This is a genomic window from Dechloromonas agitata is5, from assembly GCF_000519045.1.
In the GTDB taxonomy this organism is placed as follows: domain Bacteria; phylum Pseudomonadota; class Gammaproteobacteria; order Burkholderiales; family Rhodocyclaceae; genus Azonexus; species Azonexus agitatus.
In genome coordinates, this window is record NZ_KI912532.1 from 1,387,621 (window position 1) to 1,413,248 (window position 25,628).

The window sequence follows — 25,628 nt, forward strand, 5'->3', positions numbered from 1 at the left end:
AAATGTTCTGTTTATTGGTTTGTTTTGAACACCTACAGTGCGTCCGTGCGCTGCGGATTCCCGCGGTGCCCTGACCGAGGAGAAGACCATGATCACCATCAGTGACTGCGAAGCATTTTGCGATGCCGATCCGGGCTGGGTCCGCGAGCTGGCCCGCCGCGAACAACTGGGCATGGTTCAGGCTTACGCCCAGGCCCACGAGATGATGACGGGGGCTGCGGTTCCGGTCGTACCAACCCGCCCGCTGCCTTCCGGGGATGGGCAACCCGGCTTCCGCCGTGCAGCCTGAGGAGAACGACATGATGCGCCTGCAAACCCGCGAATCCCTGCCTGCGGTCTTCGGCTTCCGGCACCCCCTGCGCGCCTACGCGACCAACAGCCCGCGCGCCCAGGCCAGGCTGGTGGTGCTCGCCTTGCTGGCCGATGGCCGGCTCGACGAGCGCGAAATCGACACCCTTGACCGGCAAGGTATCCTCGCCGATCTGGGCATCGCCCGCTCGGCCTTTGGCGAAGTGCTTGCCGATTTCTGCAGCGATGTGGCCGGCCAGTTGCCGGTGAACGGTGACGGCTACCAGATCACCGCCAAGGCATTGGGCGGCATGCTGGATGAAGTATCGGACCGGACGGTGCGCAAGAAACTGCTGCGGCACATGCTGGCGGTGATCGACAGCGATGGCCATCTGAGCGTGGCCGAGCGAAACCTGATCTGCAGTACGATCGAACACTGGCAGCCCCGGCGCGAAGGCGGCAGGCGAACGCCTGGTGGCGACCTGCGGACCGGTTGAGTGACAGGTATCAGGGGAGGATGACATGGAGAGTATCGGCAGTCCGGAACTGTGGGGGGCCTTCGCGACGGTGGTCCTGGTGATGTTGGCCATCGACCTGTTTGTCGTCGGCGGCGGCAAGGAGCATCGCGTGTCTTTCCGCGAGGCGGCGACCTGGTCGGTCGTCTGGGTCATGGTCTCCCTGCTGTTTGCGGCCGCCCTCTGGTGGTATCTGGAAGGCAGCGCCGGGCGCGCGATCGCCAATCAGAAGTCGCTGGAGTTCGTCACCGGATACCTGATCGAGAAATCGCTGGCGGTCGACAACGTCTTCGTCTGGCTGATGCTGTTCTCCTTCTTCGGCATACCGCTCGAACTGCAGAAACGGGTCCTGGTGTTCGGTGTGCTTGGCGCCATCGTCATGCGGACGATCATGATCTTCGCTGGCGCCTGGCTGATCACCCAGTTCCACTGGATCCTCTACCTTTTCGGCGCCTTCCTGCTGGTCACCGGCATCAAGATGTGGTGGTTCGCCGATGCCAAGCCGGACCTCGCGAACAACCCGGTCCTCAGATGGTTGCGCGGTCACATGAAGGTTACCGACAGCCTGCGTGGCGAGCGCTTCTTCGTCATGCAGGATGGTGTGCGCCATGCCACGCCGCTTTTCTTCGCCCTGGTCCTGGTGGAAATCTCCGACCTGATCTTCGCCGTCGATTCGATTCCGGCCATTTTCGCGATCACCAGCGACCCCTTCATCGTCCTGACCTCGAACGTCTTCGCCATCCTCGGCCTGCGTGCCATGTACTTTCTGCTCGCCGACATGGCCAGCCGCTTCTCGCTGCTCAAGTACGGTCTGGCGGCGGTGCTCGTCTTCATCGGCCTGAAGATGATGCTGATCGACCTCTACAAGATTCCCGTCGGCTTCTCGCTGGCTGTCGTGGCGACCTTCATCGGCATCTCGATCGGCCTGTCGCTGCGCAAGGAAAAGCAGGAACGTGAACGCGTTTGAGTTGATGGACGGCGCGCTCCTCGTCTGGCTCAACGACTGGCGCCACCCGGCGCTGACTGCCGGGATGGGTTTCGTCACCTGGCTGGGTTCGCTGCTCGTGCTGTTGCCGCTGGCGCTGGCCATCGGCGGGTGGGGCAACGGGAGCCGTCACCGGCGCATGAGTCTGTTTCTCCCGGCCGCCGTTCTCGGGGCGGCTGGCATCGCCCACCTCCTCAAGTGGACCGTCGACCGGGAGCGGCCCGATCTCTTCCCGAGCCTGGTTGCCATGCCGGCGGATGCCAGTTTTCCCAGTGCCCACGCCATGCAGGTCACCGCCTTCGTCGCCGCCTGGCTGGTGGCGAGCGGCAGCGTGCGGCGGGTGGGGCCGGTGCTCGCCGGATTGCTGGTGGTGACGGCCGTCGGTTTCTCAAGGCTCTACCTGCAGGTGCACTTCCCGAGCGACGTGCTCTTCGGCATCTTCGGCGGCCTCCTCTGGGTCGGGCTGCTCGGTCGTCTGCCCGTATGGCGGAGGGGGTGATGCGCCACAAGTTCCTGGGCATCGGCGAACCGGGCTATCACCCCTGGCACAAGATCAGGACGGTGTTTTCAGGGCTGCGTTATGCCGTCCTTTATGACTGGTCGGTGACCTACAAGCTCGTGCTGTCCGCCAGCGTACTGGTCGGGGCCTTCATGCTGCGCGCCTGGGTGGATTTCCTGCTCATCCTGGTGGTCACCGCCCTGGTGGTGTTCGCCGAGATCGTCAACAGCGCGATCGAGGCGCTGTGCGACTTCGTCGAGGAGCGCCACAACGAGAAGATCAAGATCATCAAGGACATGGCCGCGGCAGCGGTCGGGATCACCCTGTTCGCCTGGATGGTCGTCATCGGCGTCGAGTTGGGGCGTTACCTGTACACCTGACCGCCGGGCGGCTTTTGGGTTTACTCGACCGGATCGGCGAAAGCCTCGGCAACCCGCCAGAACTCGTCGTTCCTTGCCATGAACGCGGCCACGATGTCCGGATCGAACTGGCTGCCGGATTTTTCGGTGATGAACTGGCAGACCTCGGCGTGGGTGTAGGGTTTTTTGTACACGCGGCGGCTGATCAGGGCGTCGTAGACATCGGCCAGTGCCATCAGGCGGCCGGCGAGGGGAATGGCATCGCCCTGCAGGTGGTGGGGGTAGCCCTGGCCGTTCCAGTGTTCGTGATGGGATTCGGTCATTTGGCGGGCGTAGTCGAGGAAGGTCTGTTTTTCCGGATGACCGCTGTCGCTGACGATGCGGCTCAGGGCGGCGGCGCCGATCAGGGTGTGCGACTGCATGATCGCGTATTCGGCGTCGGTCAGCTTGCCGGGTTTCTGCAGGATGGCATCGGGGATGCCAATCTTGCCGATGTCGTGCAGAGGGGCCGATTTGGCCAGCAGTTCGATATCGAAGCGGCTCAGGTGGGCATAGCGGGGCGTGCGGGCCAGTTGATTGGCGAGGATTTCGACATAGCGCCGGGTGCGGCGGATATGGCCGCCGGTTTCCTTGTCGCGCGCTTCGGCCAGCACGGACATGCTGATGATGATGTCGTCCTGGGCGTCGAGCAGGTCGCGGGTGCGCAGGCGCAGCTTGCGGGCCGTGATGCCGTACTTCAACAGGCTGAGCACGCTGCCCGACAGCACCAGGGTCAGCATCGGGAGCAGGGGGGAAAGATGGATGCCCCGGCTGCTCATCAGGGCCTGGCTGGCCGCATAGCAGGCGAGCGTGCCTCCGGTGACGAGCAGCGATGAAACGAGAAAGCCGGTGCGGCTGAGGAGCACGGTGGCGAGGAGGCCGGTGAGCAGCGTCAGCGCCAGTTCGGCGCCGCGTGCCCAGCCGGGGCGCCGGACAAAGGTGTCGGCCAGGATGTTGTCGATCAGCGTGGCGTGGATGGCCAGGCCGCTGAGCGGCTTGCCGAGCGGGGTGCGATGCAGGTCGCCGAGCCCGGTGGCCTGGGCGCCGAGCAGCACGATGCGATTGCGCAGGCGGTCGGCGGGTAGCTGATCCTGCAGTACGGCCAGGGCGGAGATTGCCGCGGGTGGCGGCCGGCGATAGTCGAGCAGCAGGTGGCCGCTGGCGTCGAGCGGAATGTTTCGACCGGCCCAGCGCAGGATGTTTTCGCTATCTTCCCTGGCCAACTGGATGTGCCGGTCGGGCGAGGCGGCGAGCAGTGCGGCGAAGGCCAGCGAGGGATAGTCCTTGCCGTCCACCGTCAGCAGGAGCGGCACCCGCCGCAGCGTGCCATCGAGGTCTTCCGGGGCATTGGTGAATCCCTCCCCGCGGGCGGCGCCGGTCAGTTGCGGCAGGCTGCGCAGGGGGGCGCTCGGCATCGCCGGCAGCTCGGGATAACCGGCCAGGCGGGTAACCACCAGGCCGTCCGGCGGGGTGGGAGGATTGGGCGGCTGGTCGCCCGTCGGACGGTCGGTGAAATGGAGGAAATAGCCGAGGATGCTCGGCCCTTTGGCCAGGGCTGCGGCAAGGCGCTGCGAATTGCTGTCCGCGTTGCCGGTGGCCGGCAACGTGGGCGCATCGACCTGGTCCCGCAGTCGTTCCCGCAGGATCACCTCGGGCGAGGTGCGATCGGGTTCCGGCATCAGGAAATCCAGCGCGATCACCCGGGCGCCTTGGGCGTGCAGGCGTTCGACCAGCATGGCCAGCCGGTAGCGCGGCCACGGCCATTGACCGTAGGCTGCCAGGCTGGCCTCGTCGATGGCGACCAGTACCGGATCGGCCGATTGCGCAGGAACGGCCCGACTGGCCAGCAACTGGTCGTAGACGAAGAGATCGGCCTTGTGCAGGAAGTTCGGCTGAAACAGCGAGATCAGCGTGACCAGTGCCGTCAGCGCCAAGCCCGTGAGCAGGATGGCCCATTTGCCCTCCATCCAGCGATCGGGGGCGGCAGGGAGAATCGGGCTGTCCGCCATGGCCGGGTGCCGCGTGAGCCTAGTGCACGATGACCACGACGCGCCGGTTACGCGGTTCGGCCACGCCGTCGGGCGTCGGGATGGCCGGGTTGCCCTTGCCGTGCGAAGTGACCGACATCAACCGGGCCGGGATGCCCTTTTGCTCCAGCAGGTTGCGGACTTGCGTGGCACGCTCCAGGGACAGCGCATCGTTGATCTTGTCCGAGCCGGTCGCATCGGTATGGCCGCTGATCCGGATGCGGATCGCCGGGCGCTTCTGGCTGGCGGCGACGATTTCCGCGACCTGGTCGAGCGAGGCGGCGGTCAGCTGGGTCGTGCCGCTTTCGAACATCAGCGTGAAGACGAGCGGCGGGGGCGGTTCGATGGCCAGCGCCTCGGCAAAGGTCGTCGCGATGGAGCGTGGGTCGGCGGTTGTGACGGCTGAGGGCGGCTTGCTTGCACCGCGGGTCTGCGTCATGTCGCCGGATTTTTCCAGGCGCTGCATGCCGGCGGCCGTGGCAACCTCGGCCTGGCCGACATGGCCGCTCGGGTCGGCAACCAGGATGATGGATTGCCCGCCGCAGGCCGCCAGCAGCAGCGGCCAGGCGGCCAGCCAGGCGGTACGCTGCAGCGTGCTGCGGAAGATCCCGGCCAGCCGGGTGGGGTCATGTTGCGCCATGGCTACTCCTTGATCTCGACCAGCAGTTTCGTGCCGCGTACTGCGATGGTGGCATCCGGCGTTTGCACGCGGGCTGACTCCGGGGCGAGTTTGCCGATCTGGCCGGTGATGTAGGAGAAGGTGCCCTTCACCATCCTGAGGACCAGCGCGAACCGGCCTTGTTTCGGTTCGAAGGCGTAGTCATTGAGCGCCAGTTCGCTGTTCGAGCCCAGCGAAATGGTCGTGTCGTCGGTGAGGACGATGCCAACGGCAGCGGGCTTGCCGGTACGGATCCGGTCGTTCTGGCGCAGCTCGGTGCCGACTGCTGCCGGCTGATCAACGCCGGCGCGCTGGACGTAAGCGTCTCCTTGCAGTGTTTGAATATGCCCGATCGTTTCAGACGGCTCGGCCAGGGCCGAGGTCCAGGGCATCAGGCCGATGAAGAGCCAACGCGCGACGGTTTTCATGGCAGCCTACTCCTCTCCACAGTGGTGCAAGCGGTACAACTCACTTTAGCAGACTCGCCCTAGTCCGACATGCCGTTCATCCTCCCCCGTCGGAGGGCGACAGCGGAATGCGATGGCGGCGATTCGGGTAGTATCGATCCCATGCAGACCGGCAAGGCCGGCTGTACCATCATGCGTCACCCGTTCAAACAGTGATTCAAACCCAGAGAATTTCCGATGTTGTATCGTGCGTCCCCTCCGCCAGGCTGCCTGGCAAATCGACAGATATCGACCCCGTGTTGTGAGGGGGCTTCGTTGCTGAATTCGATCGCATGCTGATCAACCTGATCAACAACATCGCGTTCCTGGTCGCCCTGGTGGCGGCCGGGTTGATTGTCCTCAAGCGTTTTCGACACGATGCGCTGAATCGCCAGGTCTTGCTGGGCCTGTTGTTTGGCGGCGTGGCCCTGCTCGGCATGCTGAACCCGGTGACCTTTGCGCCCGGAGTCATTTTTGACGGTCGATCCATCGTGCTCTCGGTCGCGGGCGTCGTCGGAGGTGGGGGCGCTGCGGCACTGGCGGCGGGGATGGCGGCGATCTATCGTTACCAACTGGGCGGCATCGGGGCGACGGTCGGGGTCATGGTCGCCCTGGCCGCCGCCTTGTTGGGGGTGTTGGCCCGTGCGTGGTGGTCGCGGCGAGAAACGACGCCCTCTGCACAGCACTATCTGGCCTTGGGCGTAGTTGTCCAGTTGATGCAGCTGGCCGCATTCAGCCAGCTACCCGACCGGGCGGGCTATCCCTTCATCGAACAGGCGTGGTGGGTTCTCCTGTTGTGCTACCCGCCAGCGACCATGCTGCTTTGCCTGATCTTTCGCGATCAGGAGCAGCGCCTCGAACAGCAGCAGGCCTTGCGAGCGGCGCAGGAGGCAGCCATGCGCGAGCGCTCCATGCTGCGCACCTTGATCGACACGCTTCCCGATCTGGTCTGGCTGAAGGATCCGAAGGGCGTCTATCTGGCCTGCAATCCGCGATTCGAGCAGTATTTCGGGGCGAGCGAGCGCGAGATCGTCGGCAAGACCGACTATGACTTCGTCAGCCCGGCCCTGGCTGATTTCTTCCGGGAAAACGATCGCGTCGCCATGGAAAAGCGCGCGCCATCGGTCAATGAGGAAGAAATCACCTTCGCCATCGACGGCCATCGCGAGATGCTGAAAACCACCAAGATCCCGATGCACGACGAAAATGGCCGGCTGATCGGGGTTCTCGGCATCGGTAGCGACACCACGCAGCAACACATGGCCTCGCGGGCGCTGGAAAACAGCGAAAAGCAATTGCGTTTCGTGCTCGAAGGTTCGGAACTCGGCTTCTGGGACTGGGATATCGCGGCGGGCACGGTTGATCGCAACGAGCGATGGGCCACCATGCTGGGCTATAGCCATGAGGAAATCCAGCACACGACGCAACAGTGGACCGACTTCATTGTCCCCGAGGACCGGGCGCGAGCCTGGGATTCGATTGCCGCGGTGCTGGCTGGCCAGTCCAACATGCACCGACTCGAATACCGCATGTTGCGCAAGGATGGCAGCCTGGTCTGGATTCTCGACCAGGCCAGCGTGATGGAGCGCGACGCGGATGGCAAACCGCTGCGCATGTGCGGCACGCACACCGATATTTCCGCCATCAAGGCCACCCAGGAGGAGTTGGCGCAGCATCGCCGGCACCTCGAGCACCTGGTCGATGTCCGGACGCAGGAGTTGCGCCAGGCCAAGGAGGCGGCCGAAACGGCGAACATCGCGAAGAGCGCCTTCCTGGCCAACATGAGCCATGAAATCCGGACGCCGCTCCATGCCATCAACGGCATGACGCATCTCCTGCGCCGTTCGGGTCTGACGCCAGCGCAGGCCGGCAAGCTGGACCGGATTGAAGCGGCTGGCCGGCATTTGCTTGAAATCATCAACGCCATCCTCGATCTGTCCAAGATCGAAGCCGGCAAATTCACCCTGGAGGCGGTTCCCGTTAACGTCGGCGCCTTGCTGGAAAGTACGGCCGCCATGCTGGCGCCCAGCGCCCGGGCCAAAGGGATTGCCATTCACACCGAAAACAGTGTGGGCGCCCGCTCTCTCCTGGGCGATGCAACCCGGCTCCAGCAAGCCCTGCTCAACTATGCCGGCAATGCCCTGAAGTTCACCGAACGCGGGCGGATCACCCTGCGCGTCCGCGAAGAGGCGCGAAGCCGGGACGGCGTGACCCTGCGCTTCGAAGTGGAGGACACCGGGGTCGGCATTGCGCCCGGCATCCTGCCCAAGCTGTTCGCGACCTTCGAACAGGCCGATAACTCGACGACGCGCCGCTACGGCGGGACCGGCCTGGGACTGGCGATCACCAAAAAGATTGCCGAGCTGATGAACGGTCAGGTCGGTGTGAGCAGCGTCGAGGGCCAGGGGAGCACTTTCTGGTTTACCGCTGTTCTCGCCCAGACCGAGCACGTGCCCGAAGCCCCCGCCGTGGCGGCCGACGAGGCGGCTGACCGGGCAATCCTGCGCCAGCATGCCGGCAAGCGTGTGCTGCTCGCCGAGGATGAACCGGTCAATCGGGAGATTGCCCAGACCCTGCTGGAAGATGTCGGACTCCGCGTCGATGTCGCGGCGGATGGCCGGGAGGCAATCGACCGGGCAAGCGCCCATGCTTATGACCTGATCCTGATGGACATGCAGATGCCGGATCTCGACGGCCTCGAAGCCACCCGCCAGATCCGGCAACTCCGCGGGTATTCAGCGACGCCGATCCTGGCGATGACGGCGAATGCTTTCGCCGAGGACAGGGCACGCTGTCTCGCGGCGGGCATGAACGACTTCATCGCCAAGCCGGTCGATCCGGATTTCCTGTATCAGCGGCTGCTGAGCTGGCTGGGCAGCGGACCGGCCTGACCGGCTGGCCGCAACCGTTTTCTTACTCTTACGCAGCGATTTCCCTTTGCCGGACCCAGGCCTCGAATTCCCCGGCCGGCAGCGGTCGGGCGTACAGGTAGCCCTGCAGCAGGTCGCACCCCAGATCGGCCAAAAATTGTTGCTGGCCGGGTGTTTCGACGCCTTCGGCGACGACCGCCAGGCGTAGCTGGCGGGCCAGCGAGACGACGGCGCCGGCTACGGCGGCATCGGTTTCGGAGTCCGGCAAGTGCTGGACGAAGCTGCGGTCCAGCTTGAGAACGTTCAAGGGCAGGGTGCACAACATGGCGAGCGAGGAATGGCCGGTGCCGAAATCGTCCATCGCGACGTGCAGGCCCCGTTGGCGCAACTGGCGCAAGATCTGGATGGCCCGCTCCGGCTGCTGCATGGCGGCGGATTCGGTGATTTCCAGCTCCAGCCAGGCCTTGTCGGCGCCGGCGGCGGTGATGATGCCCTCGATGCGATCGGCCAGGTCGGGGTCGTCGAACTGGCGGGGCGACAGGTTCACCGCGACGCGCGGCACCGGCAAACCGTGCTGGCGCCACACCACCATCTGGCGGGTGGCTTCCTGCAGGGCCCAGTCGCCCAGCTCGGCGATGATGCCGAGTTCCTCGGCGACCGGGATGAATTCGACCGGCGACACGAGCCCGCGCTCCGGATGGCGCCAGCGGAGCAGCGCCTCGGCACCGGCCAGGCCGTTGTCGGCGGCGCGGATCTGCGGCTGGTAGAACAGTTCGAGCTGATTGCGCCCGAGCGCCCGGCGCAGGTCGCTCTCCAGGGCCAGGCGCTGCATGGCGCGCCGGTTCATCGCTTCGTCGTAGAAACGGAAGGTGTTGCGCCCGGCTGCCTTGGCGGCATACATCGCGGCATCGGCGTTGCGCAGCAGGGATTCGATGTCGTTGCCGTCGGCGGGGTATAGGGCCAGCCCCAGGCTGGCGCCGACATCGATTTCGCGCCCACCGAAAGCGACCGGCGGCGACAGCGCATCGAGCACCCGCGTCGCGGCGCTGGTAGCGGCGGTGGCGTCCGCCGTGCCTTCGAGGAGGAGGACGAATTCGTCGCCGGCCAGGCGGGCCAGCGTGTCCTCGCTGCGGCAGACGCCGCGAAGGCGGCGCGCCACGTCGACGAGGACGGCATCGCCCGCGCCATGGCCCAGACTGTCGTTGATCAGCTTGAAACGGTCGAGGTCGATGAAGCACAGGGCGAAGCCCCGGCCCGTTTCGCTGCGCGCGAAGACTTCGCGCAGGCGGCGGTCGAAGCGCACGCGGTTGGGCAGCCCGGTCAGCGCGTCGTGGTGGGCGAGGTAGGCGAGCTGGGCTTCGGCCGCCTTGCGGGCCGTGACGTCGTTGATGACCCCGACGTAGCAGGTGAGGGTGCCGGATTCGCCATGCACCGGGGCGAGGAAGAGTTCGAGCCACTGCTGCGAACCGTCGGGCCGCGGCCGGGCGAGCGTCGTGTAGCCGTCCCGGCCCTCCGCGATGGCGGTGCGGATGATGTCGAAACCGTCGTCGTCGCCGGTGCACAGGCAGGGCTGGCCGAGGATGGCTTCGCGCGGTCGGCCGAGGATGCGGGCGAAGGCGGCGTTGACATAGGTCAGCGGGTAGCTGGGGGGCGTTGCGGCGGCGATGAAGACGCCATTGACGCTCGATTCGATGGCCCGGTCGCGCAGCGCGATGGCCCGCTTGTCGGCATGGATGTAGGTGTCGAGGGTCAGGCCGAGGTCGAGCATGACGACCTTGAGCAGCGCATCGAAGGCCGGGCGGAAGGTGTCGAAATCGCCCTCCGCCGCGGTCCAGGTTGCCTGCAGCATGTCGGAAAGATACTTGCGGAAGGCACCGACATACCATTTCGGCGTCAGCCCGATGCGGGCATGCGTCATGCCGACGCGCAGCCGGCCGGCGACATAGGCGGCGCCGTAATCGCCGGCGGTCAGGCTGGCGAAATAGCGCCCGTGCGCCTCCTTCAGCCGGCTGACGGTTGCCTCGTCGGGCAGCAGCGCGGCCAGTTCGGGCAGCCGGCGCAGGTACTCGTAGAAGCCGTCGGCAAAACCGTTCTGGGCGGCGGCCAGCTGGCTGCGGATGGCCCTCAGCTGCTCGGCATCGGCTTCGCCGAGTTCGAGGAAAGCCTTGCGGGCTTCGATCTCGTCCGCATCGATGCCCATTTCGGCGGCGATGCCATCGACCTCGCTCGCAGCGGCCGGCCGGTGGGCTGTGCAGCTCATCGGCCGCCCCGTTCGGTGCCCGCCGTCAGGATGCGTTCCATGCCCGCCATCACCGTCAGGTTGGCCTCTTCCATCCGGGTCAGGGCTTCCAGGGCTCCGGTGAAGTCGTTACTGCGGTAGCGTTCGACGGCGCGCCGGGCTTGGTCGTGGACCGCCCGGTGGGGGACTTCCATTTCCCGGAAGCCAGGCAGGCCGGAGTATTCGGTCTTGCCTTCGCCGACGTAGTACCAGCGGCCCAGGCGGCACTGGGTTTCGTCCGGCAGATCGTTCGGTTGCAGGTCGGAGAGGCCGAGCAACACCTTGTAGACTTCGAGCTTGAGGGTCAGCTCCTCGATGTTCGCCAGTTCGGCATTGGCCAGGCGGGCGGAGGAGGAAATGCTCTGTTGCATCTGCTGCGACAGGGTCAGCAGGTGCTGCATGCTGCGCATCGCGCCTTCGCTTTCCGCACTGTGGCTGGCTGCATCGCCGGCCCCGATATCCATGATCGATTTGGCGTGGCCGGTTTCTTCCTGAATGCGGCCGACCAGGGCGCTGATTTCCGTTGTCGCCTTCGCCGTGCGCTCCGCCAGCTTGCGGACCTCGTCCGCCACCACCGCGAAGCCGCGGCCCGCCTCGCCGGCGCGGGCGGCTTCGATGGCCGCATTGAGCGCCAGCAGATTGGTCTGTTCCGCAATTTCCTTGATGAGCTGCACGATGCCACCGATTTCCCCGGCGCTGCGCGACAAGCCTTCGACGCTGTTGCCGGCGACGCTGATCCGCTCGAACATCGCATGCAGGTTGCCCGCGATCTTCTCGAAGGCGGCGCGGTTGGCATCCGACTCGCTGGCCGCGGTATGCACCATCGCCGCGTCGTCGCTCAGTTGTTCGGACAATCCGGAAAAGGACAGGCGGAAGCCGGAGAGCGATTCACCGAAGCGGGGCAGGTTGCCGACCACGCCATCGAGCAGCATCTGGCGCATGGCGCTTTGCTGTGCCTGGGTCTCCAGTTGGGCGAGACGTGCCTGGGTGGTGGCGAGTTCGCCCTGCAGGATATCGGCTCTTGCCTTGAGCTGGGCGTTCTCCGCCTGCGCTGCTGCCAGTGCGCGTTTTGCCTTGTTGCCAAACATGATGCCTCCTGCGGTGACCCGGTAAAGTTGAGTAATTTACTCGGGAATTGGCTGTCGCGTTTTGATGCGAATCAAAATCCCTGGCCCGCTGTTTTTATCTATGTCTTTGGAATTATTGGGAAAATAACCCCGCTGGCGTGACGGAATTCACGCTCGACGGTGAACCGCCCGTCCCGTTTTTCCCGGCCGTGATTTATTTCACTGAGGCCATTTCCAGGCTTCGGTACGCTGTAGCCGTACGGATGGAACAGGTGGCAGGAAAGCAAAATGCACGGCAAGAACGACAAGCGCTCGGGATACGATCGGCGGGAACGGGAATTGGGGCCGCCGGAAGGCTGGCGTGATCGCCGCAAGACGGTGGAGCGCCGGGTGCCGGAAGTGCGGGAAATTCCTTTTTCGGAATGGCTGGCCCACATGCCGGCCCGGGTGCTGGTCGAGCAGGATTGAGCGTCACCGCACACGCGGCGCGGTAGGGCGGGAGCCGGCAATAAGCAGAAACCCCGGTCTGGCCGGGGTTTCGTATGTTCAGGTAGCGAACCGCTGGGGCGCTTATTTCGGGAAGTACATGCGCGCCTTGTCGAGTTTGTAGGTCCACGGCAGGTTGGCATTCTTCCAGCCGTTGACGACGCGCTGCCCGGCTTTGGCGCCATCCTTGGCGGTGTCGCCCTCGACTCCTTCGGTGACGCTGTAGACCTTGCTGTAACCCGCCATCTGCAGGCGGTCGGCGGCCTTGGAACTGCGGTCGCCGGAGCGGCAGATCAGGATGATGGGGGCGTCCTTGCCAAGGCCCATGTCCTTCAGGCGGCGTTCCAGCTCAGGCACGAAGTCCTGGTTCGGCTCCAGCTTGTACATGTGCCGCTTGTCGTCCCACTCGGTCATCAGTTCGGGGTGTTCGACGAAGGGTACCAGCGCGTCGGCGTCGCTGGGCCAGCCGACATACATGGCTTCGGCCCGGGTGCGCACGTCGAACAGCGCCACGCCCTTCGGGTTGGCCTTCTTCATGTCGTAGGCCTGCTGCGGCGTCAGGTAGAGACCAAGCTTGGTGCGCTTGATCTCAGGCAGTTGCTCCCAGGTCGCAGTGCCCGGCGCCCAGTCGGCTGCCCAGGCGCCGCCGGCCGTGGCGATGCAGGCGGCGACCAGCAGGTTCTTGAGTAGCGTGTTCATGGTCAGGCAATCCCCGGATTGTTGGCGGCGCCCTTCAGCGTCGGCAAATTGAGTTTGACCGGCTTGACGGTCTTGATGTCGCGCAGGTAAGTGGCGACGACATCCCAGATCGGCTCGCCGGCATTTTTCGCCTCTTCGGAAACCGGCGCCCAGCCGGCCACCTTGTAGGTCTTGGCCGGGTCGATCGGCTGACCCTTGAGCATCATGTTCTGGATGCGCTGGCCCATTTTGGCGGTCGGGTCGCAGGTCCATTGCAGGCCGCCGACGCGCACCATGTCGCCGCCTTGCTGGTAGTAGGGGTCCGGGTTGAACAGGTTGTCGCAGACGTCTTCGAGCACGGTCTTGATCATCTCGCCGCTCATATTGGTCACCGTCGTCCACGGGTAGGTGATTGCCGTTTGGTCGAGCACGTGCTCCATCAGGATGGGCTGCCCCGGGAGCAGCGAGGTGCCCCAGCGGAAGCCGGGCGAGAAGGCGATTTCGGCATCCTTCACTTTCATCAGCGCATCGAGGATGACCTGGTCGAAGGTGCCGTTGAAGTTGCCGCGGCGATACAGCGTGCCTTCCGAGATGGCCAGCTTCTCGTTCAATTTCGACAGGTAGGGCGCGCGCACCTTGTCGATCAGGGCCTGCATGTCGCGGTCGGCGGGCAGCAGGTTGGCGAAGACGGGCAGCAGCTTGTAGCGGAAGTCGGCGATCTTGCCGTTCTTGACGTCGAAATCGAGCACGCCGAGGTACTTGCCGTTCGAGCCGGCATTGGTGACCAGGGTCTGGCCGCCGCCGTTCTTGACGACGACCGGGGCCGGCATGCCGTCATGGGTGTGGCCGCCGAGGATGGCGTCGATGCCGCGCACGCGCGACGCCATCTTGAGGTCGACGTCCATGCCGTTGTGCGACAGCACGACGACGACCTGGGCGCCGGCGGCGCGGGCCTCATCGACCGTCTTCTGCATGTTCTCTTCCTGGATGCCGAAGCTCCAGTTCGGGGTCTGCCAGCGCGGATTGGCAATCGGCGTGTAGGGGAAGGCCTGGCCGATGATGGCGACCGGCACGCCGTTCATGTTCTTCATCACGAAGGGCTTGAAGACGGCATCGCCGAAGTCGGCAGTCTTGACGTTCTGGGCGACGATGTCGATGTGGCCGGCGAAGTCCTTTTCCTCGATTTCCTTGACCCGGGCCTCGCCGTAGGTCGATTCCCAGTGCAGGGTCATGACATTGACGCCGAGCGCCTTGCACGCGTCGACCATGTCCTGGGCGTTGGTCCAGAGCGCCGTGCCGGAGCCTTGCCAGGTGTCGCCGCCATCGAGCAGCAGGGCGCCCGGGCGGGTCGCCTTCATGCGCTTGACCAGGGTGGCGAGGTGGGCGAAACCGCCGACCTTGCCGTAGGTCTGGGCGGCTTTTTCAAAATTCAGATAGGTGTAGGCGTGCGCCTCGATGGTGTTCGGCTTGAAGCCGAAATGCTTGAGCAGGTGATCGCCGACGAGGTGCGGCACCTTGCCGAACTGGTCGCCGAAACCGAGGTTGACGTTCGGTTCGCGGAAGTAGATGGGCAGCAGTTGGGCGTGGCAGTCGGTGATGTGCAGCAGGCTGACATTGCCGAACTTCGGCAGGTCGTAGAGTTTGGCGGCGCCCTTCTCGGCCAGCGCCAGGTCGCTGTGCAGGCTCATGCCGCCGGCAGCGGCGACGGCCATGACCTGGAGGAATTCGCGGCGATTCATGCTCATTGCTTGTCCTTCAAAAAAGACCCGGCGGGTTGCCCGCGCCGGGTTAATCACGCAAGTTAATCTTTATTGACCGGCGATTCCGGATCGATCAGGAAGGCCACGATGTGGGTGATCTGCTCCGGGGTCAGCCAGTTGTGCAGGCCGAAGCGCGGCATGTTGGTGCAGGCCGAGAAGGCGTTGGAGTTGTAGATCTTGTCGTAGGCGTACTTGACGATGTCGTCCGAATTGCCGCGCAGCTTGCCGAAATGGTGCAGGCTGGGGCCGATGGTGCCGTAGGCGACTTCCTTCTTGGCCAGCTCGTGGCAGGCGTAGCAGTTGCCGCCGCGCACGCGGCCCGGCGGGTCCGGCTGGATGAAGCCGATGTGGCCGCCGGTACCGACTGCGGCGAGCTTCTCGCCTTCCTTCCAGTCGCCGATCAGCTTGCCGTCCACCGGGTAGCGGATGGTGGCGGCATTCAGTTTTTCCAGCTTCTCGCCGATCTTGCGCGGCGGGTTGTCGCGGTACTGCTGGCAGGTCTTCATCGTTTCGTCCTGCTCCAGGCGCGTCATCCAGTAGCTCGGATTGTCGGCGCGGAAGGAACCGCGGAACATCTGCTCGGCTTCCTTGGCGTACTTGCCGCCCGGTACCTCGACGGCTTTCTGGGCGAGGGCCGGTGCGGCCAGGGCGAGACTCAGGGCGCCGAAAAGGGCAAGTTTCAGTTTCATGTTGATCTCCCCTTTAGCGCTTGATGCCCGGCGTTTCCATCACGGTGCCGGTGGCATTCTTTTGCAGGTAGGTTTCCAGCGCGATGATCGAATCGGCCAGATAGTTCGGCTCGGGCCAGCGGGCCTGGCGCATGCAGTCGATCAGGCGGCGCTGCATGGTCCACACGGCGCCTTGCGAGACGCGGTAGGACGGCCAGGTCTTCATCGCGAAGCCGGCGCCTTGCTGGGTCGTCAGGTTGCCGAGTTCCTGCAGGCGGATGCGCTTGCCTTCCTGGCCGTGGCAGATCGAGCAGGAAAAATCCTGCGGGCCCGAACGGCGGTAGAAGATGTACTCGCCCATCTTGGCCATCTTGGCCTCTTCCGGGTGGGTCGCCGGCACGTTGATCTTCATGCCGTTCGACTTGGCACCAATGAAGGTGACCAGGGCTTCGATGTCGGATTCCTTGCCCGGTTTGGAATACCACTGCCTGGTCGCTTCGGCCGGCGTAAAGCCCTGCAGCGTGACCATGCAATGCACCAGGCGGGACTCGACGTCCATCACCTTGTTGGTGTCCTTGAAATACTTGGGCAGGCTGGCATAAGCGCCTTCCAGCTTGCCGGGGCCGAGGCCCAGGTCGCATTGTTCGAGCGAGGCGTTCTTCGGGCCGCGCTTCTCGGACCACAGGCTTTCGCCCTTCACTTCGAGCAAATCGGCCGGATTGCCATCGGCCAGCGCCTCGCGGTACTTGGCCAGTTCGTCGGCGACCTTGCTGTCCTGCGCGATGGCCATGCCACCGAATGCACCAGCCAGGGCGACACCGACCACGGTTTTCAACATGCGTTGAACCATACGGATACTCCTCCAGGGGAAGTTTTGACCGGCAGCGGCGGTCTGTGCCGCCTCGCTGCCGTAAAGCAGAACGATTTAGCCGATGGTGGCTTCGTCGGTACGGCTGTCGCCCTTGTTGTCCTTCCAGCTGACCGTGACCTTTTCACCCTTGGCGCCGCCCTTGAACTTGAAGGCGAGGTAGGGGTTCTTGGACACGGACGGCCCGAATTCGCAGCTCAGCACGGTCTTGTCGCCGTGCTTGGCGACCAGTTCGGTGATGAACCAGGCCGGCACGATGGCGCCGGCGGCATCCTTGCGCTGGCCGGTTTCCATTTCGTGGCTGACCAGCACCTTCACTTCGGTCACGCCGTCCTTGTTGGCGGCGCGGATTTTCATCGGATTGCCCATGTTTCTATCTCCTTGAATTCGTTTCGATTAGCCGCCGCAGCCGCCCAGGGTGACCTTGATTTCCTTGGTCGCCATGAAGAACTTGTCGCCCGACTTGACCAGGGCGTAGATGTTCGAGGTCTGGCCCATCTTGACGCGGGTCTGGACGTTGGCTTCGGTGCCTTCCGGCAGCACGAAGGAGGCGGCCAGGGCGTTCGGGTTCTTTTCGATCAGGATGGCCACCATGCTGACGTTGGGCAGGCTGGAGGCCACGCCAACCGGCACGACGGCGCCGTTTTCGGCGATATCCGGGCCGGTGACCTGAACGTCCTTGCTATCAGCCGGCGAGGCTGCGCCGAGTGCCTTCAGCGCATCGGCCATGCTCTTGGCGTCGAAGGCGGCCTTGTTCCAGTCGGCCAGGGCCATGCCCGGGATGATGAGGCCGGCGGCGGCCAGCATGCCGAGCAGGGCGGCGCCGGAGCCGGATTTGAGTACGGTGCGACGTTGATTGTTCATGACTTCTCCTCTGTTGAAATGGGTATTACTTGGAACCGTTCAGGATCCACTTCACGAGCGTGACGACGTCTTCGTCCTTGACGTGTGCGTTGGGCGGCATCGGGACCGAACCCCAGGTGCCCTGACCGCCGGCCTTGACCTTGGCGACGAGGCGGGCTTCCGCATCGGGCTGGCCCTGATAGCGGGCGACGATCTCGTTGTAGCCCGGGCCGACGATCTTGTTCTTCATGCCATGGCAGGCCATGCAGCCGCTCTTCGTCGCCAGGTCCAGTGTGCTCGCATCGGCGGCCTTCTTGGCCGCTTCCGGGCCGAGCGTGCGGGTGCCGCGCACCGGGCCGAAGCTGCGGTTCTGGTCGGCCAGTTCGCCGTGGGCGGTACGGGCGTACTCGGGCAGGGTGGAACCGATCAGCGCTTCCGGCTTGCAGTTCTTCATGCAGGCGACGTTCTTCACGTCCGGAATGCCGCCGTTGCCGATACCCCCCTTTTTGGCCGGGGCGCCCGGCCACATGCCGTGGTCGGTCGTCATGCCGTTGCGGTTGGGCATCTTGGCCTGGACTTCGGCGATGTTCCTGTCGGACAGCGTGAAGTCGCCGGGCACGATCTCGGCGAGGTTGAGGAAGTAGGCGAGGATGGCGTAAACGTCGTCCGGCTTCAGCGATTTCGGGGCGGTCCACGGCATGGCGCGGTAGATGTAGTCCCAGACCGTCGAGATGGTGGCCACCTTGGTGAAGGTCGTGCGCTGCGGGATATCGCCCTTGACGAAACCGCCGACGCGCCCGTTCTTGATGTCCTCGGCGGTCGTGCCGCCGATCAGCGGCGTGAACACTTCGTTCGACTCGCCGAAGGAGCCGTGGCAGGAGGCGCACTTTTCCTCGAACAGTTCCTGGCCGCGCTCGACGTTGCCCGAGCCCTTGGGCAGGCCCTTGAAGTCGGGGCGGACGTCGATATCCCAGGCCGCCACTTCGGCCGGCTTGGCATCGCGGCCGATGCCCTTGTAGTTGTCGAAGGCGAAGGCCGTGCTGGAGGCAGCCGCCAGGGCCAGGACGAGAACCGATTTAGAGAACCTGGACATTGGTGACCTCCCCGCTTTCGACGACCTTCCAGGACTGGATCGCGTTGTTGTGATAGATCGACTTGGTGCCGCGCACCTTGCGCAACTGGCCGTAGGTCGGCTGCACGTAACCGGTCTCGTCGATGGCGCGCGACTGCAGGATGGCCGGCTTGCCGTCCCACACCCAACCGATGTTGAAGCGGGTCAGCGCCTTGTTCTGCACCGGCCCTTCAATCCGGGCGGTCTGCCAGTTGATGCCGCCGTCGAAGGAAACGTCGACCTGCTTGATCCGGCCGCGCCCCGACCAGGCCAGGCCGGAAACGTTGTAGAAGCCCGGGGTGAGCAGGGTCTGGCCCCCGGAGGGGGTGGTGATGACCGACTTGCACTCCTGGATCGAGGTGTATTGGCGATGCAGGCCATCCGGCATGAGGTCGATGTAATGCACGGCCTCGTCCTTGGTCGCCCAGGGTTTGTCGCCGACTTCGATGCGGCGCAGCCACTTGACCCACGACACGCCCTGCACGCCCGGCACGACGAGGCGCAGCGGGTAGCCGTTTTCCGGGCGCAGCATTTCGCCGTTCTGGCCATAGGCGACGAACACTTCGCCGGATTCGACCATTTCCATCGGGATGGTGCGCGTCATCGAGGAACCATCGGCCCCTTCGGCCAGCACGTAGCGGGCCTTCTTGTAATCGACGCCGCAATCTTCCAGCAGCAGCTTGAGCGGCACGCCGGTGAATTCCGAGCAGGACAGCATGCCGTGCGTGTATTGCACGGTCGGCACCGCGACGTTGCCCCATTCGAGGCCGGTGTTGGCACCGCACTCGATGAAGTGGATGCGCGACACGGAGGGCAGGCGCATCAGCTCGTCCATGGTGTAGACCTTCGGCTTTTTCAGGAAGGCCGGGTCGGAACCATTGATCATCAGGCGATGGCGGGCCGGGTCGACATCCTGCCAGCCCTGGTGGTGGCGCTCGAAATGCAGGCCGGACGGCGTGATGATGCCGAACAGGCCCTGCAGCGGGCAGAAGGACACCGAAGCGCCGCCGACGCGGGTCAGGCCGGGCGATTCGCGGCGCACCAGCTGGCTTTCGTATTTCGACGGCATGCCGTACGGATTGACCGCGACCGGCTGGCCGAGCGTGGTCGTCCAGCTCGGCAGGTTCAGGATATCCGGGTCCCCCTCGCTGGCGCGGGCGGCGAGCGGTGCCGCCATGGCCGCGCCAGCGGCCAGGAAACTCTTGCGCAGGAAGTCGCGTCGCCCCGCGCCAACGGCCTTGACCTGTTCATGCGACAGGAAGTTTTCCGGCGCGGGCCGCAAACGTCCCGGTTGATTCGAAAAATCACCCATGTGTTACATCCCTCTGTTGTAGGCTTCAACGATTGCGATCGGTTTCCGTGACACCCAACTCGTCCCCCAGATCACGGCTGGCGACCGTGACGCTGACCGTTCGGCAGATGTCGACGAAATTCGGATCGATAACCTTGTACATCACTGAACTTCCCTCCCGGCGCCGGTCAACTACGCCAGCGCGGTACAGGATGTTCAGGTGTCGTGAGATGTTGGCTTGCGTCAGGCCAATCTTTTCCACGACTTCGTGGACGGGGCGCTCTTCGGCACACAAACAGGAGAGAATACGCAGCCGTGTCGGATCAGCCAGCAATCCGAAGTACTGTGCAACCTGTTCGAAAACCCTTGTTGTCTCGTCCATGCTGTTCTATTTTTGATTTCAATCAATATTCAATGTATAACTGCGTACTTATATAGTCAACTACTAATATTGTTGCGTTGCAGCATCCCTCTGGTCTAAGTGCCTAGAACCTTTGTAGGATGCGGATTGCAGCTGATAACGCCGAATTGGCTATATGACAAACAACATCATGATGAGGAAGGAGATGTCCCGATGAAATTGTTCGTACCCCTCGCCACAGCCTGCCTGCTGGCGACTGCCAGCGCCGCGCATGCCGCTGATCCCAACCTCGGCCGCAACCTCGCGGCCACCTGCGCCAACTGTCATGGCACCAACGGCCATGCCGTCAAGGGCTCCGGCATGGATGCGCTGGCCGGCATGGAAAAGGCCAAGATCCTGCAGAAGCTGGCCGACTACAAGAGCGGCGACAAGCCCGCGTCGATCATGCATCAGATTGCCAAGGGCTATACCGAGGCGCAGCTCGACCTGATCGCCACCTACTTTGCCGGCCAGAAATAAGGAGACCGCCATGATGCTGATGAAAAGACGTGATTTCCTGAAAGCCGGCGCAGCAGCCGGCGCGATGGCTTCCCTCTACGGCTGTGCTGGCGGCGGCAAGGCCAGTGGCCATGTCGTGGTGGTTGGCGGCGGCTACGGTGGCGCGACGGTGGCCAAGTACCTGCGCATGTGGAGCGAGGGCGGCGTGCAAGTGACGCTGATCGAACGCAATCCCACCTTCATCTCCTGCCCGATCTCCAACCTGGTGATCGGTGGCACCAAGGTGATGGAAGACATCACCATCAGTTACGAAGGTCTGCGCAGCAAGTGGGGCGTGCGCGTCATCCAGGACGACGTGGTCGCCGTCGATGCCGCCAAGAAGACCGTGTCGCTCAAGGGCGGCAGCGCGCTGAGCTACGACCGCCTGGTGCTGTCGCCGGGTGTCGATTTCATGTGGGACGAAATCCCCGGCCTGAAGAGTGCCGAGGCCCAGAACAAGATCCTGCACGCCTGGAAGGCCGGCCCGCAGACCGTTGCCCTGCGCCAGCAGCTGGAGGCCATGAAGGATGGCGGCGTCTATGCCATCTCCATCCCCAAGGCTCCGTACCGCTGCCCGCCCGGACCGTACGAGCGCGCCTGCCTGGTCGCCAACTATTTCAAGCAGAGCAAGCCGAAGTCCAAGGTCATCATCCTCGACGCCAACGAGGACGTGATGTCCAAGAAGGGGCTGTTCACCAAGGCCTGGAGCGACCTCTACAAGGGCATCATCGAGTACCGCAACAACAGCGAGGTCAAGGACGTCGAGGTGGCGACCAATACCGCGGTGCTGGAATTCGACAAGTTCAAGGCTGATGTGCTCAACGTCATCCCGCCGCACCGCGCCGGTGACATCGCGCACAAATCGGGCATCAAGCTGGTCAACAACCGCTGGGTGGACATCAACTGGCAGAGCATGGAATCGACCAGCACGCCGGGCATCCATGTGTTGGGCGACGCCATCTTCCCGGCGCCGACCATGCCCAAGTCCGGCCACATGGCCAACCAGCACGGCAAGCTGGCTGCCGCCGCCATCCTCAACCTGCTCTCCGGCCAGGCGCCGAACCCGGAGCCGGTGGTGATGAACACCTGCTACAGCTTTGTCGATGGCAAGAACGCCATTCACGTCGCCTCGGTGCACCAGTACGACGCTGCGACCAAGACCGTGCAACCGGTCAAGGGCGCCGGCGGCGTGTCGGTGGCGCGCAACGAACTGGAAGGCAAGGCAGCCCTCGGCTGGGCCAAGAATATCTGGGCCGACATGCTCGCCTGAACGCCGGGTTGAACGGTATGCAAAAAGCCGCCTGTGGGCGGCTTTTTCTATGGGCGGGCGCTTGAGGTGGAGGGAGGGAATGATGCTTTAAAAACTTATGTTGTTATTGTTGATTCGTGTACGTTTTGTCATATATGGGTGTATATTGGCATGTGGGTTTTGGCGATAAACAGACACGTCATTCGTGAGCCCGGGGTTCGTTCCGAGGGCTTCATGACGGGAGGGGACACGTATTCTGATCGACAGCCATTCGCTGAAGACGCGTATCACGCTCATCACGGTCGGCATTTTCCTGGTCGGCAGCTGGACGCTGGCCTTGCTCGTCGGCCGCCTTCTCGAGCGGGACATGACGCGCCTGTTGAGCGACCAGCAATATTCCCTGGCGACGCTGCTCGCCAAGGAGATGGAGTACGCCGTCGCCAGCCGTCTCGATGCGCTGGAGCGGGTCGCGCTCGGCGCCGATCAGGCGATGCGGGGTGGCGAGACGGCGATGCAGGCTCATATCGAGGCGCGCCCGTTGTTGCATGCGTTGTTCAATGGCGGCCTGGTGGTTTACAACGCGGACGCGCTGGCGGTGGCCAGCTACCCGGTCGGCCACGCACGGGCCGGCACCTACCTGCGCGATGCCGTGCTGATCGAGCAGGCCATCGGCCGGGGCCATGCCACGATCGGCAAGGCCTATCTCGGCGATCGCTTTGATGCCCCCTCGTTCTCGATGGCGGCGCCAATCCGCGACGAGCATGGGGGTGTGCTCGGCATTATCGTCGGCGAGATCGAACTCGGCCTGCGCAATTTCATGACTGAGGCGATGACGACGCCGTTCGGTAAATCCGGCGGTTTCCTGCTCATTGATCGGGATGAGCGGCAGATCATCATGGCCACCGACAAGCGCCGGGTCATGGAAAAGCTGCCCGGGCCGGGGGTTAATCCGCTGATCGACCGCTTCCTGGCGGGCTACGAGGGGACTGCCGTACTGGTCAATCCGCTTGGCGAGGAAGTGCTGGTCGCCGACCGTGTCATCCGCTCGGCAGGCTGGATCATCAGCGTGACGACGCCGACACGCGAGGCCTTCGCGCCGATCACGGCGATGAAGCAGCACCTGCTGGGGGCGACCGCCTTGCTTAGCCTGCTCGCCGCAGTGCTCGCCTGGTGGTTCCTGCGTCGTCAGTTCCGACCACTGGAAAGCAGCCTGCACCATCTGGCTGCGATGCGCCAACCGGGGCAGCCCCTGGTGCCGCTGCCGGTTGGCCGCCCGGACGAAATCGGCCAGTTCATCGCAGGCTTCAATTCCCTGATCGAGGGCATCGAGGCGCGCGAGGCTTCGTTGCGCGACAACGATGCGTGCCTGCGCAGCATCCTGACGACCTCGCTCGACGGCTTCTGGAAGGTGAGCCGCGAGGGCTATCTGCTGGATGCCAATGAAACCTACGCCCGAATGTCGGGCTATCCGGTCGACGAGTTGATCGGCATGCATGTCTCGGCACTGCTTGCCGAGGCCAGCGCCGCCGAGGCGGCGCAGCGGCAGCAGCAGATTATCGAAACCGGTCACCTGCAGTTCGAGGATGTGCATCGGCGCAAGGATGGCTCGCTGTGGCCGATCGAGGCCAGCGCTACCTTTCAGCCACAGGGGGGCGGCCAGGTTGTCGCCTTCATCCGCGATATCACCGGCCGCAAGCGGAACGAGGCGGCGCTGCGCGAGGCCGAGCGCAAGTTCACGGCCCTGGTCGAGCAGTCGCTGGTCGGCGTTTACATGATCCGCGGGGGCGAGTGGTTGTACATCAACCCGCAAATGGCGCGCATGTTCGGCTATGCCAGCGCCGAGGAGTGCATCGCCAGCACCCGGGTTGGTGATCTGGTCGCGCCGGAAAGCCGGGCGCTGGTCGCCGAGAACCTGCGTCGCCGCCTGAGTGGCGAGATCGCCCGGATCAGCTACGGGTTCACCGGCTTGCGCAAGGATGGCGGGCGCATCGAGGTCGAGGTCTTCGGCAGTACTCTGGAATACGACGGGCAGCCGGCCGTGCTCGGCCTCGTCGTCGATGTGACCGAACGCAAGCGGGCCGAGGCGGAGCTGGAGCGGCACCGTCTGCAACTCGAAGAGCTCGTCCTCGAACGTACCCATGAGCTGGCCGAGGCGCGTGACCGGGCGGAGAGTGCCAATCGCGCCAAAAGCGCTTTCCTGAGCAGCATGAGCCATGAACTGCGCACGCCCCTCAACCACATTGCCGGTTTTGCCGCGTTGCTTGCCCGCGATGTCGAGACGCCGCGCGGCAAGGAACGCCTCGACAAGCTGCGGGCGTCGACCGATACGCTGCTCGGGATGATCAACGATATCCTCGATTATTCCCGCCTGGAGGCTGACCAGTTGGCCATCGAAACGGTCGATTTCGAGCTGGCCAGCCTGCTCCGCCAGGTCGAGCAGGCGCATCGGGCAATCGCCGTCAGCAAGGGGTTGATCCTGCAGCACGCGGTGGCAGCCGGCGTCCCCGGCATCGTGCGGGGCGATCCGGTGCGCCTGGCGCAGGTGCTTGGCCATTTGCTCGGCAATGCGGTCAAGTTCTCGGAGCGCGGCTGCATCACCGTGCGCGTGGACATCGCCGAGACGGTGCCGCCCATGCTGCGCTTCGCAGTCGAGGACCAGGGGATCGGTATTCCCGCCGACCGGCACGGCAGTCTCTTCCAGTTGTTCAACCAGATCGACGCTTCGTCCACCCGGCGCTTCGGCGGCACCGGGCTCGGCCTGCAGCTCTGCAAGCGTCTCGCCGAACGGATGGCCGGCACGATCGGCTTCTCGTCGGTGGAGGGGCAGGGCAGCGTTTTCTGGTTTACCGTGCCGTTGCTGTCACGCGAAAGCCGCCAGCCGCCGGCAACTGTACTCCCGATGGCGAGCGACCAGCCGGCCATCGATCTCGACGGCCTGCTGGCCCAGCTGGAAGTGGGGGATCTGGAGGCGAAAGCCGCGTGGGAACGCGACCCCGGCGCCCTGTCCGCCATCCTCGGCCCGAACGGTCTTGCCTTCAGCGAGGCGATGGCTGGCTACGATTTCGAAACGGCCCGGCAGCTGTTGCTGGCCGCCGTACAGGCCGCCAGACCCGCCGGCTAGTTGCCGGACTGGCTCAGTCGAGCGTCGCGATGTACTCGGCGACGGCGTGCGTTTCCAGTTCGGTCAGCTTCGAGGCGATGGTGTGCATCACCGCATTGTCGTTGGTCCGCTCGCGCTTGTTGAACTGCTTGAGCTGGTCCTCGATGTAGCGCGGGTGCTGGCCGGCCAGGCGCGGCAACTGCGGCGTGCCCAGTCCCTTCGGTCCATGGCAGGAGGCACAGGCGGCCAGGCCGCTGAACTGGTTGCCCCGCTCGAAGATGTACTTGCCGACGGAGAGCAGTTCGGCATCGCGCGCCTTGCGCGGGCCGACCACCTTGGCTTCGAAGAACTGGCCGAGGGCTTTCATTTCAGCCGGTGTCAGGTCTTCGACCTGCGGTTTCATGGTTTCGCTGGCTCGCTTGCCGGACTTGAAATCGGCCAGCTGCTTGGCGATGTACTCGGCGTGCTGGCCGGCCAGGCGCGGAAAGACGGCGCTGGCGGATTCGCCCTTCAGGCCGTGGCAGAGAAAGCAGCGACCGCCGACGATTTCCTCGGCGCGGGCCTGGTCGGCCGCCTGGCTGCCGGCCGACAGGGAGAGGCCAAGCAGGCCGATGCTCAGAAGATGGCGAAGTGTGCGTTTCAAGT

Annotated in this window: 25 protein-coding genes; 10 read left to right on the forward strand and 15 right to left on the reverse strand. The window is 64.4% G+C overall.

Annotation, left to right across the window (positions count from 1 at the left end; genetic code table 11):
- The first annotated feature begins 88 nt into the window (after positions 1–88).
- Genes K420_RS0106850 through K420_RS0106870 form a run of 5 tightly spaced genes read left to right on the forward strand, consistent with a single transcriptional unit; the run spans position 89 to position 2,667 of the window.
- Positions 89–289 carry a hypothetical protein gene (locus tag K420_RS0106850; protein ID WP_157275036.1) on the forward strand — a complete coding sequence of 67 codons (201 nt, stop codon included), beginning with the start codon at positions 89–91 and terminating at the stop codon, positions 287–289.
- 10 nt (positions 290–299) lie between these two features.
- The gene (locus K420_RS0106855) at positions 300–785 is read left to right on the forward strand and encodes a TerB family tellurite resistance protein (protein ID WP_157275037.1); all 486 of its coding nucleotides are present in this window, start codon (positions 300–302) and stop codon (positions 783–785) included.
- 25 nt (positions 786–810) lie between these two features.
- A complete protein-coding gene (locus K420_RS0106860) occupies positions 811–1,770 on the forward strand; it encodes a TerC family protein (RefSeq protein WP_027457423.1) in 960 nt (319 codons plus the stop codon).
- Positions 1,757–2,287 carry a phosphatase PAP2 family protein gene (locus K420_RS19660; protein WP_157275038.1) on the forward strand — a complete coding sequence of 177 codons (531 nt, stop codon included), beginning with the start codon at positions 1,757–1,759 and terminating at the stop codon, positions 2,285–2,287. Before K420_RS0106860 ends, K420_RS19660 begins: the two co-directional genes overlap by 14 nt.
- On the forward strand, positions 2,287–2,667 hold the full coding sequence (locus K420_RS0106870) for a diacylglycerol kinase (protein ID WP_027457424.1): 381 nt from the start codon (positions 2,287–2,289) through the stop codon (positions 2,665–2,667). The genes K420_RS19660 and K420_RS0106870 overlap by 1 nt, the downstream gene beginning before the upstream one ends.
- Before the next feature lie 20 nt (positions 2,668–2,687).
- Here the strand turns inward: K420_RS0106870 and K420_RS0106875 are convergent, their stop codons facing one another.
- The 3 genes from K420_RS0106875 to K420_RS0106885 are packed head-to-tail and all read right to left on the reverse strand — an operon-like array spanning position 2,688 to position 5,798.
- Positions 2,688–4,694 carry a CHASE2 domain-containing protein gene (locus tag K420_RS0106875; RefSeq protein WP_027457425.1) on the reverse strand — a complete coding sequence of 669 codons (2,007 nt, stop codon included), beginning with the start codon at positions 4,692–4,694 and terminating at the stop codon, positions 2,688–2,690.
- Between the two features lie 19 nt (positions 4,695–4,713).
- The gene (locus K420_RS0106880; protein WP_051452998.1) at positions 4,714–5,352 is read right to left on the reverse strand and encodes an OmpA family protein; all 639 of its coding nucleotides are present in this window, start codon (positions 5,350–5,352) and stop codon (positions 4,714–4,716) included.
- 2 nt (positions 5,353–5,354) lie between these two features.
- Positions 5,355–5,798 carry a FecR family protein gene (locus K420_RS0106885; RefSeq protein ID WP_027457427.1) on the reverse strand — a complete coding sequence of 148 codons (444 nt, stop codon included), beginning with the start codon at positions 5,796–5,798 and terminating at the stop codon, positions 5,355–5,357.
- A gap of 311 nt (positions 5,799–6,109) precedes the next feature.
- Here K420_RS0106885 and K420_RS19665 point away from each other — a divergent pair, with 311 nt between their 5' ends.
- Positions 6,110–8,707, forward strand: coding sequence for a PAS domain S-box protein (locus K420_RS19665; RefSeq protein WP_051452999.1), 2,598 nt, complete (start codon positions 6,110–6,112; stop codon positions 8,705–8,707).
- Positions 8,708–8,735: 28 nt separating this feature from the next.
- On the opposite strand, the gene K420_RS18370 is transcribed toward K420_RS19665, so the two are convergent.
- Positions 8,736–10,946, reverse strand: a complete 2,211-nt coding sequence (locus K420_RS18370) for a putative bifunctional diguanylate cyclase/phosphodiesterase (protein ID WP_232422742.1) — start codon at positions 10,944–10,946, stop codon at positions 8,736–8,738.
- Positions 10,943–12,052: a methyl-accepting chemotaxis protein gene (locus K420_RS21040; protein WP_027457428.1), complete on the reverse strand. Its 1,110-nt coding sequence runs from the start codon at positions 12,050–12,052 to the stop codon at positions 10,943–10,945. The genes K420_RS18370 and K420_RS21040 overlap by 4 nt, the downstream gene beginning before the upstream one ends.
- A 267-nt stretch (positions 12,053–12,319) precedes the next feature.
- On the opposite strand from K420_RS21040, the gene K420_RS18375 reads away from it, so the two are divergent.
- Positions 12,320–12,499 carry a hypothetical protein gene (locus tag K420_RS18375; protein WP_035854577.1) on the forward strand — a complete coding sequence of 60 codons (180 nt, stop codon included), beginning with the start codon at positions 12,320–12,322 and terminating at the stop codon, positions 12,497–12,499.
- A gap of 102 nt (positions 12,500–12,601) precedes the next feature.
- Here K420_RS18375 and K420_RS0106910 read toward each other — a convergent pair whose 3' ends face one another.
- From K420_RS0106910 to K420_RS0106950, 9 genes are all read right to left on the reverse strand, one after another.
- Positions 12,602–13,216 (reverse strand): rhodanese-like domain-containing protein, encoded by a 615-nt coding sequence (locus K420_RS0106910; RefSeq protein WP_027457429.1) that lies wholly within the window; start codon positions 13,214–13,216, stop codon positions 12,602–12,604.
- Positions 13,217–13,218: 2 nt separating this feature from the next.
- Positions 13,219–14,940 (reverse strand): thiosulfohydrolase SoxB, encoded by a 1,722-nt coding sequence (gene soxB / locus K420_RS0106915; RefSeq protein WP_027457430.1) that lies wholly within the window; start codon positions 14,938–14,940, stop codon positions 13,219–13,221.
- Positions 14,941–14,996: 56 nt separating this feature from the next.
- Positions 14,997–15,644 (reverse strand): sulfur oxidation c-type cytochrome SoxX, encoded by a 648-nt coding sequence (gene soxX / locus K420_RS0106920; RefSeq protein ID WP_027457431.1) that lies wholly within the window; start codon positions 15,642–15,644, stop codon positions 14,997–14,999.
- 13 nt (positions 15,645–15,657) lie between these two features.
- Complete coding sequence (soxA, locus tag K420_RS0106925) at positions 15,658–16,473, reverse strand: sulfur oxidation c-type cytochrome SoxA (protein ID WP_027457432.1); 816 nt, start codon at positions 16,471–16,473, stop codon at positions 15,658–15,660.
- A gap of 75 nt (positions 16,474–16,548) precedes the next feature.
- The gene (gene soxZ, locus K420_RS0106930; protein WP_027457433.1) at positions 16,549–16,860 is read right to left on the reverse strand and encodes a thiosulfate oxidation carrier complex protein SoxZ; all 312 of its coding nucleotides are present in this window, start codon (positions 16,858–16,860) and stop codon (positions 16,549–16,551) included.
- 27 nt (positions 16,861–16,887) lie between these two features.
- Positions 16,888–17,355, reverse strand: coding sequence for a thiosulfate oxidation carrier protein SoxY (soxY, locus tag K420_RS0106935; protein WP_027457434.1), 468 nt, complete (start codon positions 17,353–17,355; stop codon positions 16,888–16,890).
- Between the two features lie 25 nt (positions 17,356–17,380).
- A complete protein-coding gene (locus tag K420_RS0106940) occupies positions 17,381–18,427 on the reverse strand; it encodes a c-type cytochrome (RefSeq protein ID WP_027457435.1) in 1,047 nt (348 codons plus the stop codon).
- Entirely contained in the window at positions 18,411–19,757 is a 1,347-nt protein-coding gene (gene soxC / locus K420_RS0106945; RefSeq protein WP_027457436.1) for a sulfite dehydrogenase, read from the reverse strand. The genes K420_RS0106940 and soxC overlap by 17 nt, the downstream gene beginning before the upstream one ends.
- A 25-nt stretch (positions 19,758–19,782) precedes the next feature.
- Positions 19,783–20,118 carry an ArsR/SmtB family transcription factor gene (locus K420_RS0106950; protein ID WP_027457437.1) on the reverse strand — a complete coding sequence of 112 codons (336 nt, stop codon included), beginning with the start codon at positions 20,116–20,118 and terminating at the stop codon, positions 19,783–19,785.
- A 192-nt stretch (positions 20,119–20,310) separates the two neighbouring features.
- Between K420_RS0106950 and K420_RS0106955 the strand changes: the two genes are divergently transcribed.
- From K420_RS0106955 to K420_RS0106965, 3 genes are all read left to right on the forward strand, one after another.
- Positions 20,311–20,616 carry a c-type cytochrome gene (locus K420_RS0106955; RefSeq protein ID WP_027457438.1) on the forward strand — a complete coding sequence of 102 codons (306 nt, stop codon included), beginning with the start codon at positions 20,311–20,313 and terminating at the stop codon, positions 20,614–20,616.
- A gap of 10 nt (positions 20,617–20,626) precedes the next feature.
- A complete protein-coding gene (locus K420_RS0106960; RefSeq protein ID WP_084019585.1) occupies positions 20,627–21,904 on the forward strand; it encodes an NAD(P)/FAD-dependent oxidoreductase in 1,278 nt (425 codons plus the stop codon).
- 346 nt (positions 21,905–22,250) lie between these two features.
- Positions 22,251–25,004: a PAS domain S-box protein gene (locus K420_RS0106965; RefSeq protein ID WP_157275039.1), complete on the forward strand. Its 2,754-nt coding sequence runs from the start codon at positions 22,251–22,253 to the stop codon at positions 25,002–25,004.
- Positions 25,005–25,017: 13 nt separating this feature from the next.
- Here the strand turns inward: K420_RS0106965 and K420_RS0106970 are convergent, their stop codons facing one another.
- On the reverse strand, positions 25,018–25,626 hold the full coding sequence (locus K420_RS0106970; RefSeq protein WP_084019586.1) for a c-type cytochrome: 609 nt from the start codon (positions 25,624–25,626) through the stop codon (positions 25,018–25,020).
- Positions 25,627–25,628: the final 2 nt, after the last annotated feature.

Excerpts from the sequence above, each read along its gene's own strand:
- K420_RS0106850 (WP_157275036.1), top strand. The coding sequence starts at position 89 with ATGATCACCATCAGTGACTGCGAAGCATTTTGCGATGCCGATCCGGGC.
- K420_RS0106855 (WP_157275037.1), top strand. The coding sequence starts at position 300 with ATGATGCGCCTGCAAACCCGCGAATCCCTGCCTGCGGTCTTCGGCTTC.
- K420_RS0106860 (WP_027457423.1), top strand. The coding sequence starts at position 811 with ATGGAGAGTATCGGCAGTCCGGAACTGTGGGGGGCCTTCGCGACGGTG.
- K420_RS0106870 (WP_027457424.1), top strand. The coding sequence starts at position 2,287 with ATGCGCCACAAGTTCCTGGGCATCGGCGAACCGGGCTATCACCCCTGG.
- K420_RS0106875 (WP_027457425.1), bottom strand. The coding sequence starts at position 4,694 with ATGGCGGACAGCCCGATTCTCCCTGCCGCCCCCGATCGCTGGATGGAG.
- K420_RS0106880 (WP_051452998.1), bottom strand. The coding sequence starts at position 5,352 with ATGGCGCAACATGACCCCACCCGGCTGGCCGGGATCTTCCGCAGCACG.
- K420_RS0106885 (WP_027457427.1), bottom strand. The coding sequence starts at position 5,798 with ATGAAAACCGTCGCGCGTTGGCTCTTCATCGGCCTGATGCCCTGGACC.
- K420_RS19665 (WP_051452999.1), top strand. The coding sequence starts at position 6,110 with ATGCTGATCAACCTGATCAACAACATCGCGTTCCTGGTCGCCCTGGTG.
- K420_RS18370 (WP_232422742.1), bottom strand. The coding sequence starts at position 10,946 with ATGAGCTGCACAGCCCACCGGCCGGCCGCTGCGAGCGAGGTCGATGGC.
- K420_RS21040 (WP_027457428.1), bottom strand. The coding sequence starts at position 12,052 with ATGTTTGGCAACAAGGCAAAACGCGCACTGGCAGCAGCGCAGGCGGAG.
- K420_RS18375 (WP_035854577.1), top strand. The coding sequence starts at position 12,320 with ATGCACGGCAAGAACGACAAGCGCTCGGGATACGATCGGCGGGAACGG.
- K420_RS0106910 (WP_027457429.1), bottom strand. The coding sequence starts at position 13,216 with ATGAACACGCTACTCAAGAACCTGCTGGTCGCCGCCTGCATCGCCACG.
- soxB (WP_027457430.1), bottom strand. The coding sequence starts at position 14,940 with ATGAGCATGAATCGCCGCGAATTCCTCCAGGTCATGGCCGTCGCCGCT.
- soxX (WP_027457431.1), bottom strand. The coding sequence starts at position 15,644 with ATGAAACTGAAACTTGCCCTTTTCGGCGCCCTGAGTCTCGCCCTGGCC.
- soxA (WP_027457432.1), bottom strand. The coding sequence starts at position 16,473 with ATGGTTCAACGCATGTTGAAAACCGTGGTCGGTGTCGCCCTGGCTGGT.
- soxZ (WP_027457433.1), bottom strand. The coding sequence starts at position 16,860 with ATGGGCAATCCGATGAAAATCCGCGCCGCCAACAAGGACGGCGTGACC.
- soxY (WP_027457434.1), bottom strand. The coding sequence starts at position 17,355 with ATGAACAATCAACGTCGCACCGTACTCAAATCCGGCTCCGGCGCCGCC.
- K420_RS0106940 (WP_027457435.1), bottom strand. The coding sequence starts at position 18,427 with ATGTCCAGGTTCTCTAAATCGGTTCTCGTCCTGGCCCTGGCGGCTGCC.
- soxC (WP_027457436.1), bottom strand. The coding sequence starts at position 19,757 with ATGGGTGATTTTTCGAATCAACCGGGACGTTTGCGGCCCGCGCCGGAA.
- K420_RS0106950 (WP_027457437.1), bottom strand. The coding sequence starts at position 20,118 with ATGGACGAGACAACAAGGGTTTTCGAACAGGTTGCACAGTACTTCGGA.
- K420_RS0106955 (WP_027457438.1), top strand. The coding sequence starts at position 20,311 with ATGAAATTGTTCGTACCCCTCGCCACAGCCTGCCTGCTGGCGACTGCC.
- K420_RS0106960 (WP_084019585.1), top strand. The coding sequence starts at position 20,627 with ATGATGCTGATGAAAAGACGTGATTTCCTGAAAGCCGGCGCAGCAGCC.
- K420_RS0106965 (WP_157275039.1), top strand. The coding sequence starts at position 22,251 with ATGACGCGCCTGTTGAGCGACCAGCAATATTCCCTGGCGACGCTGCTC.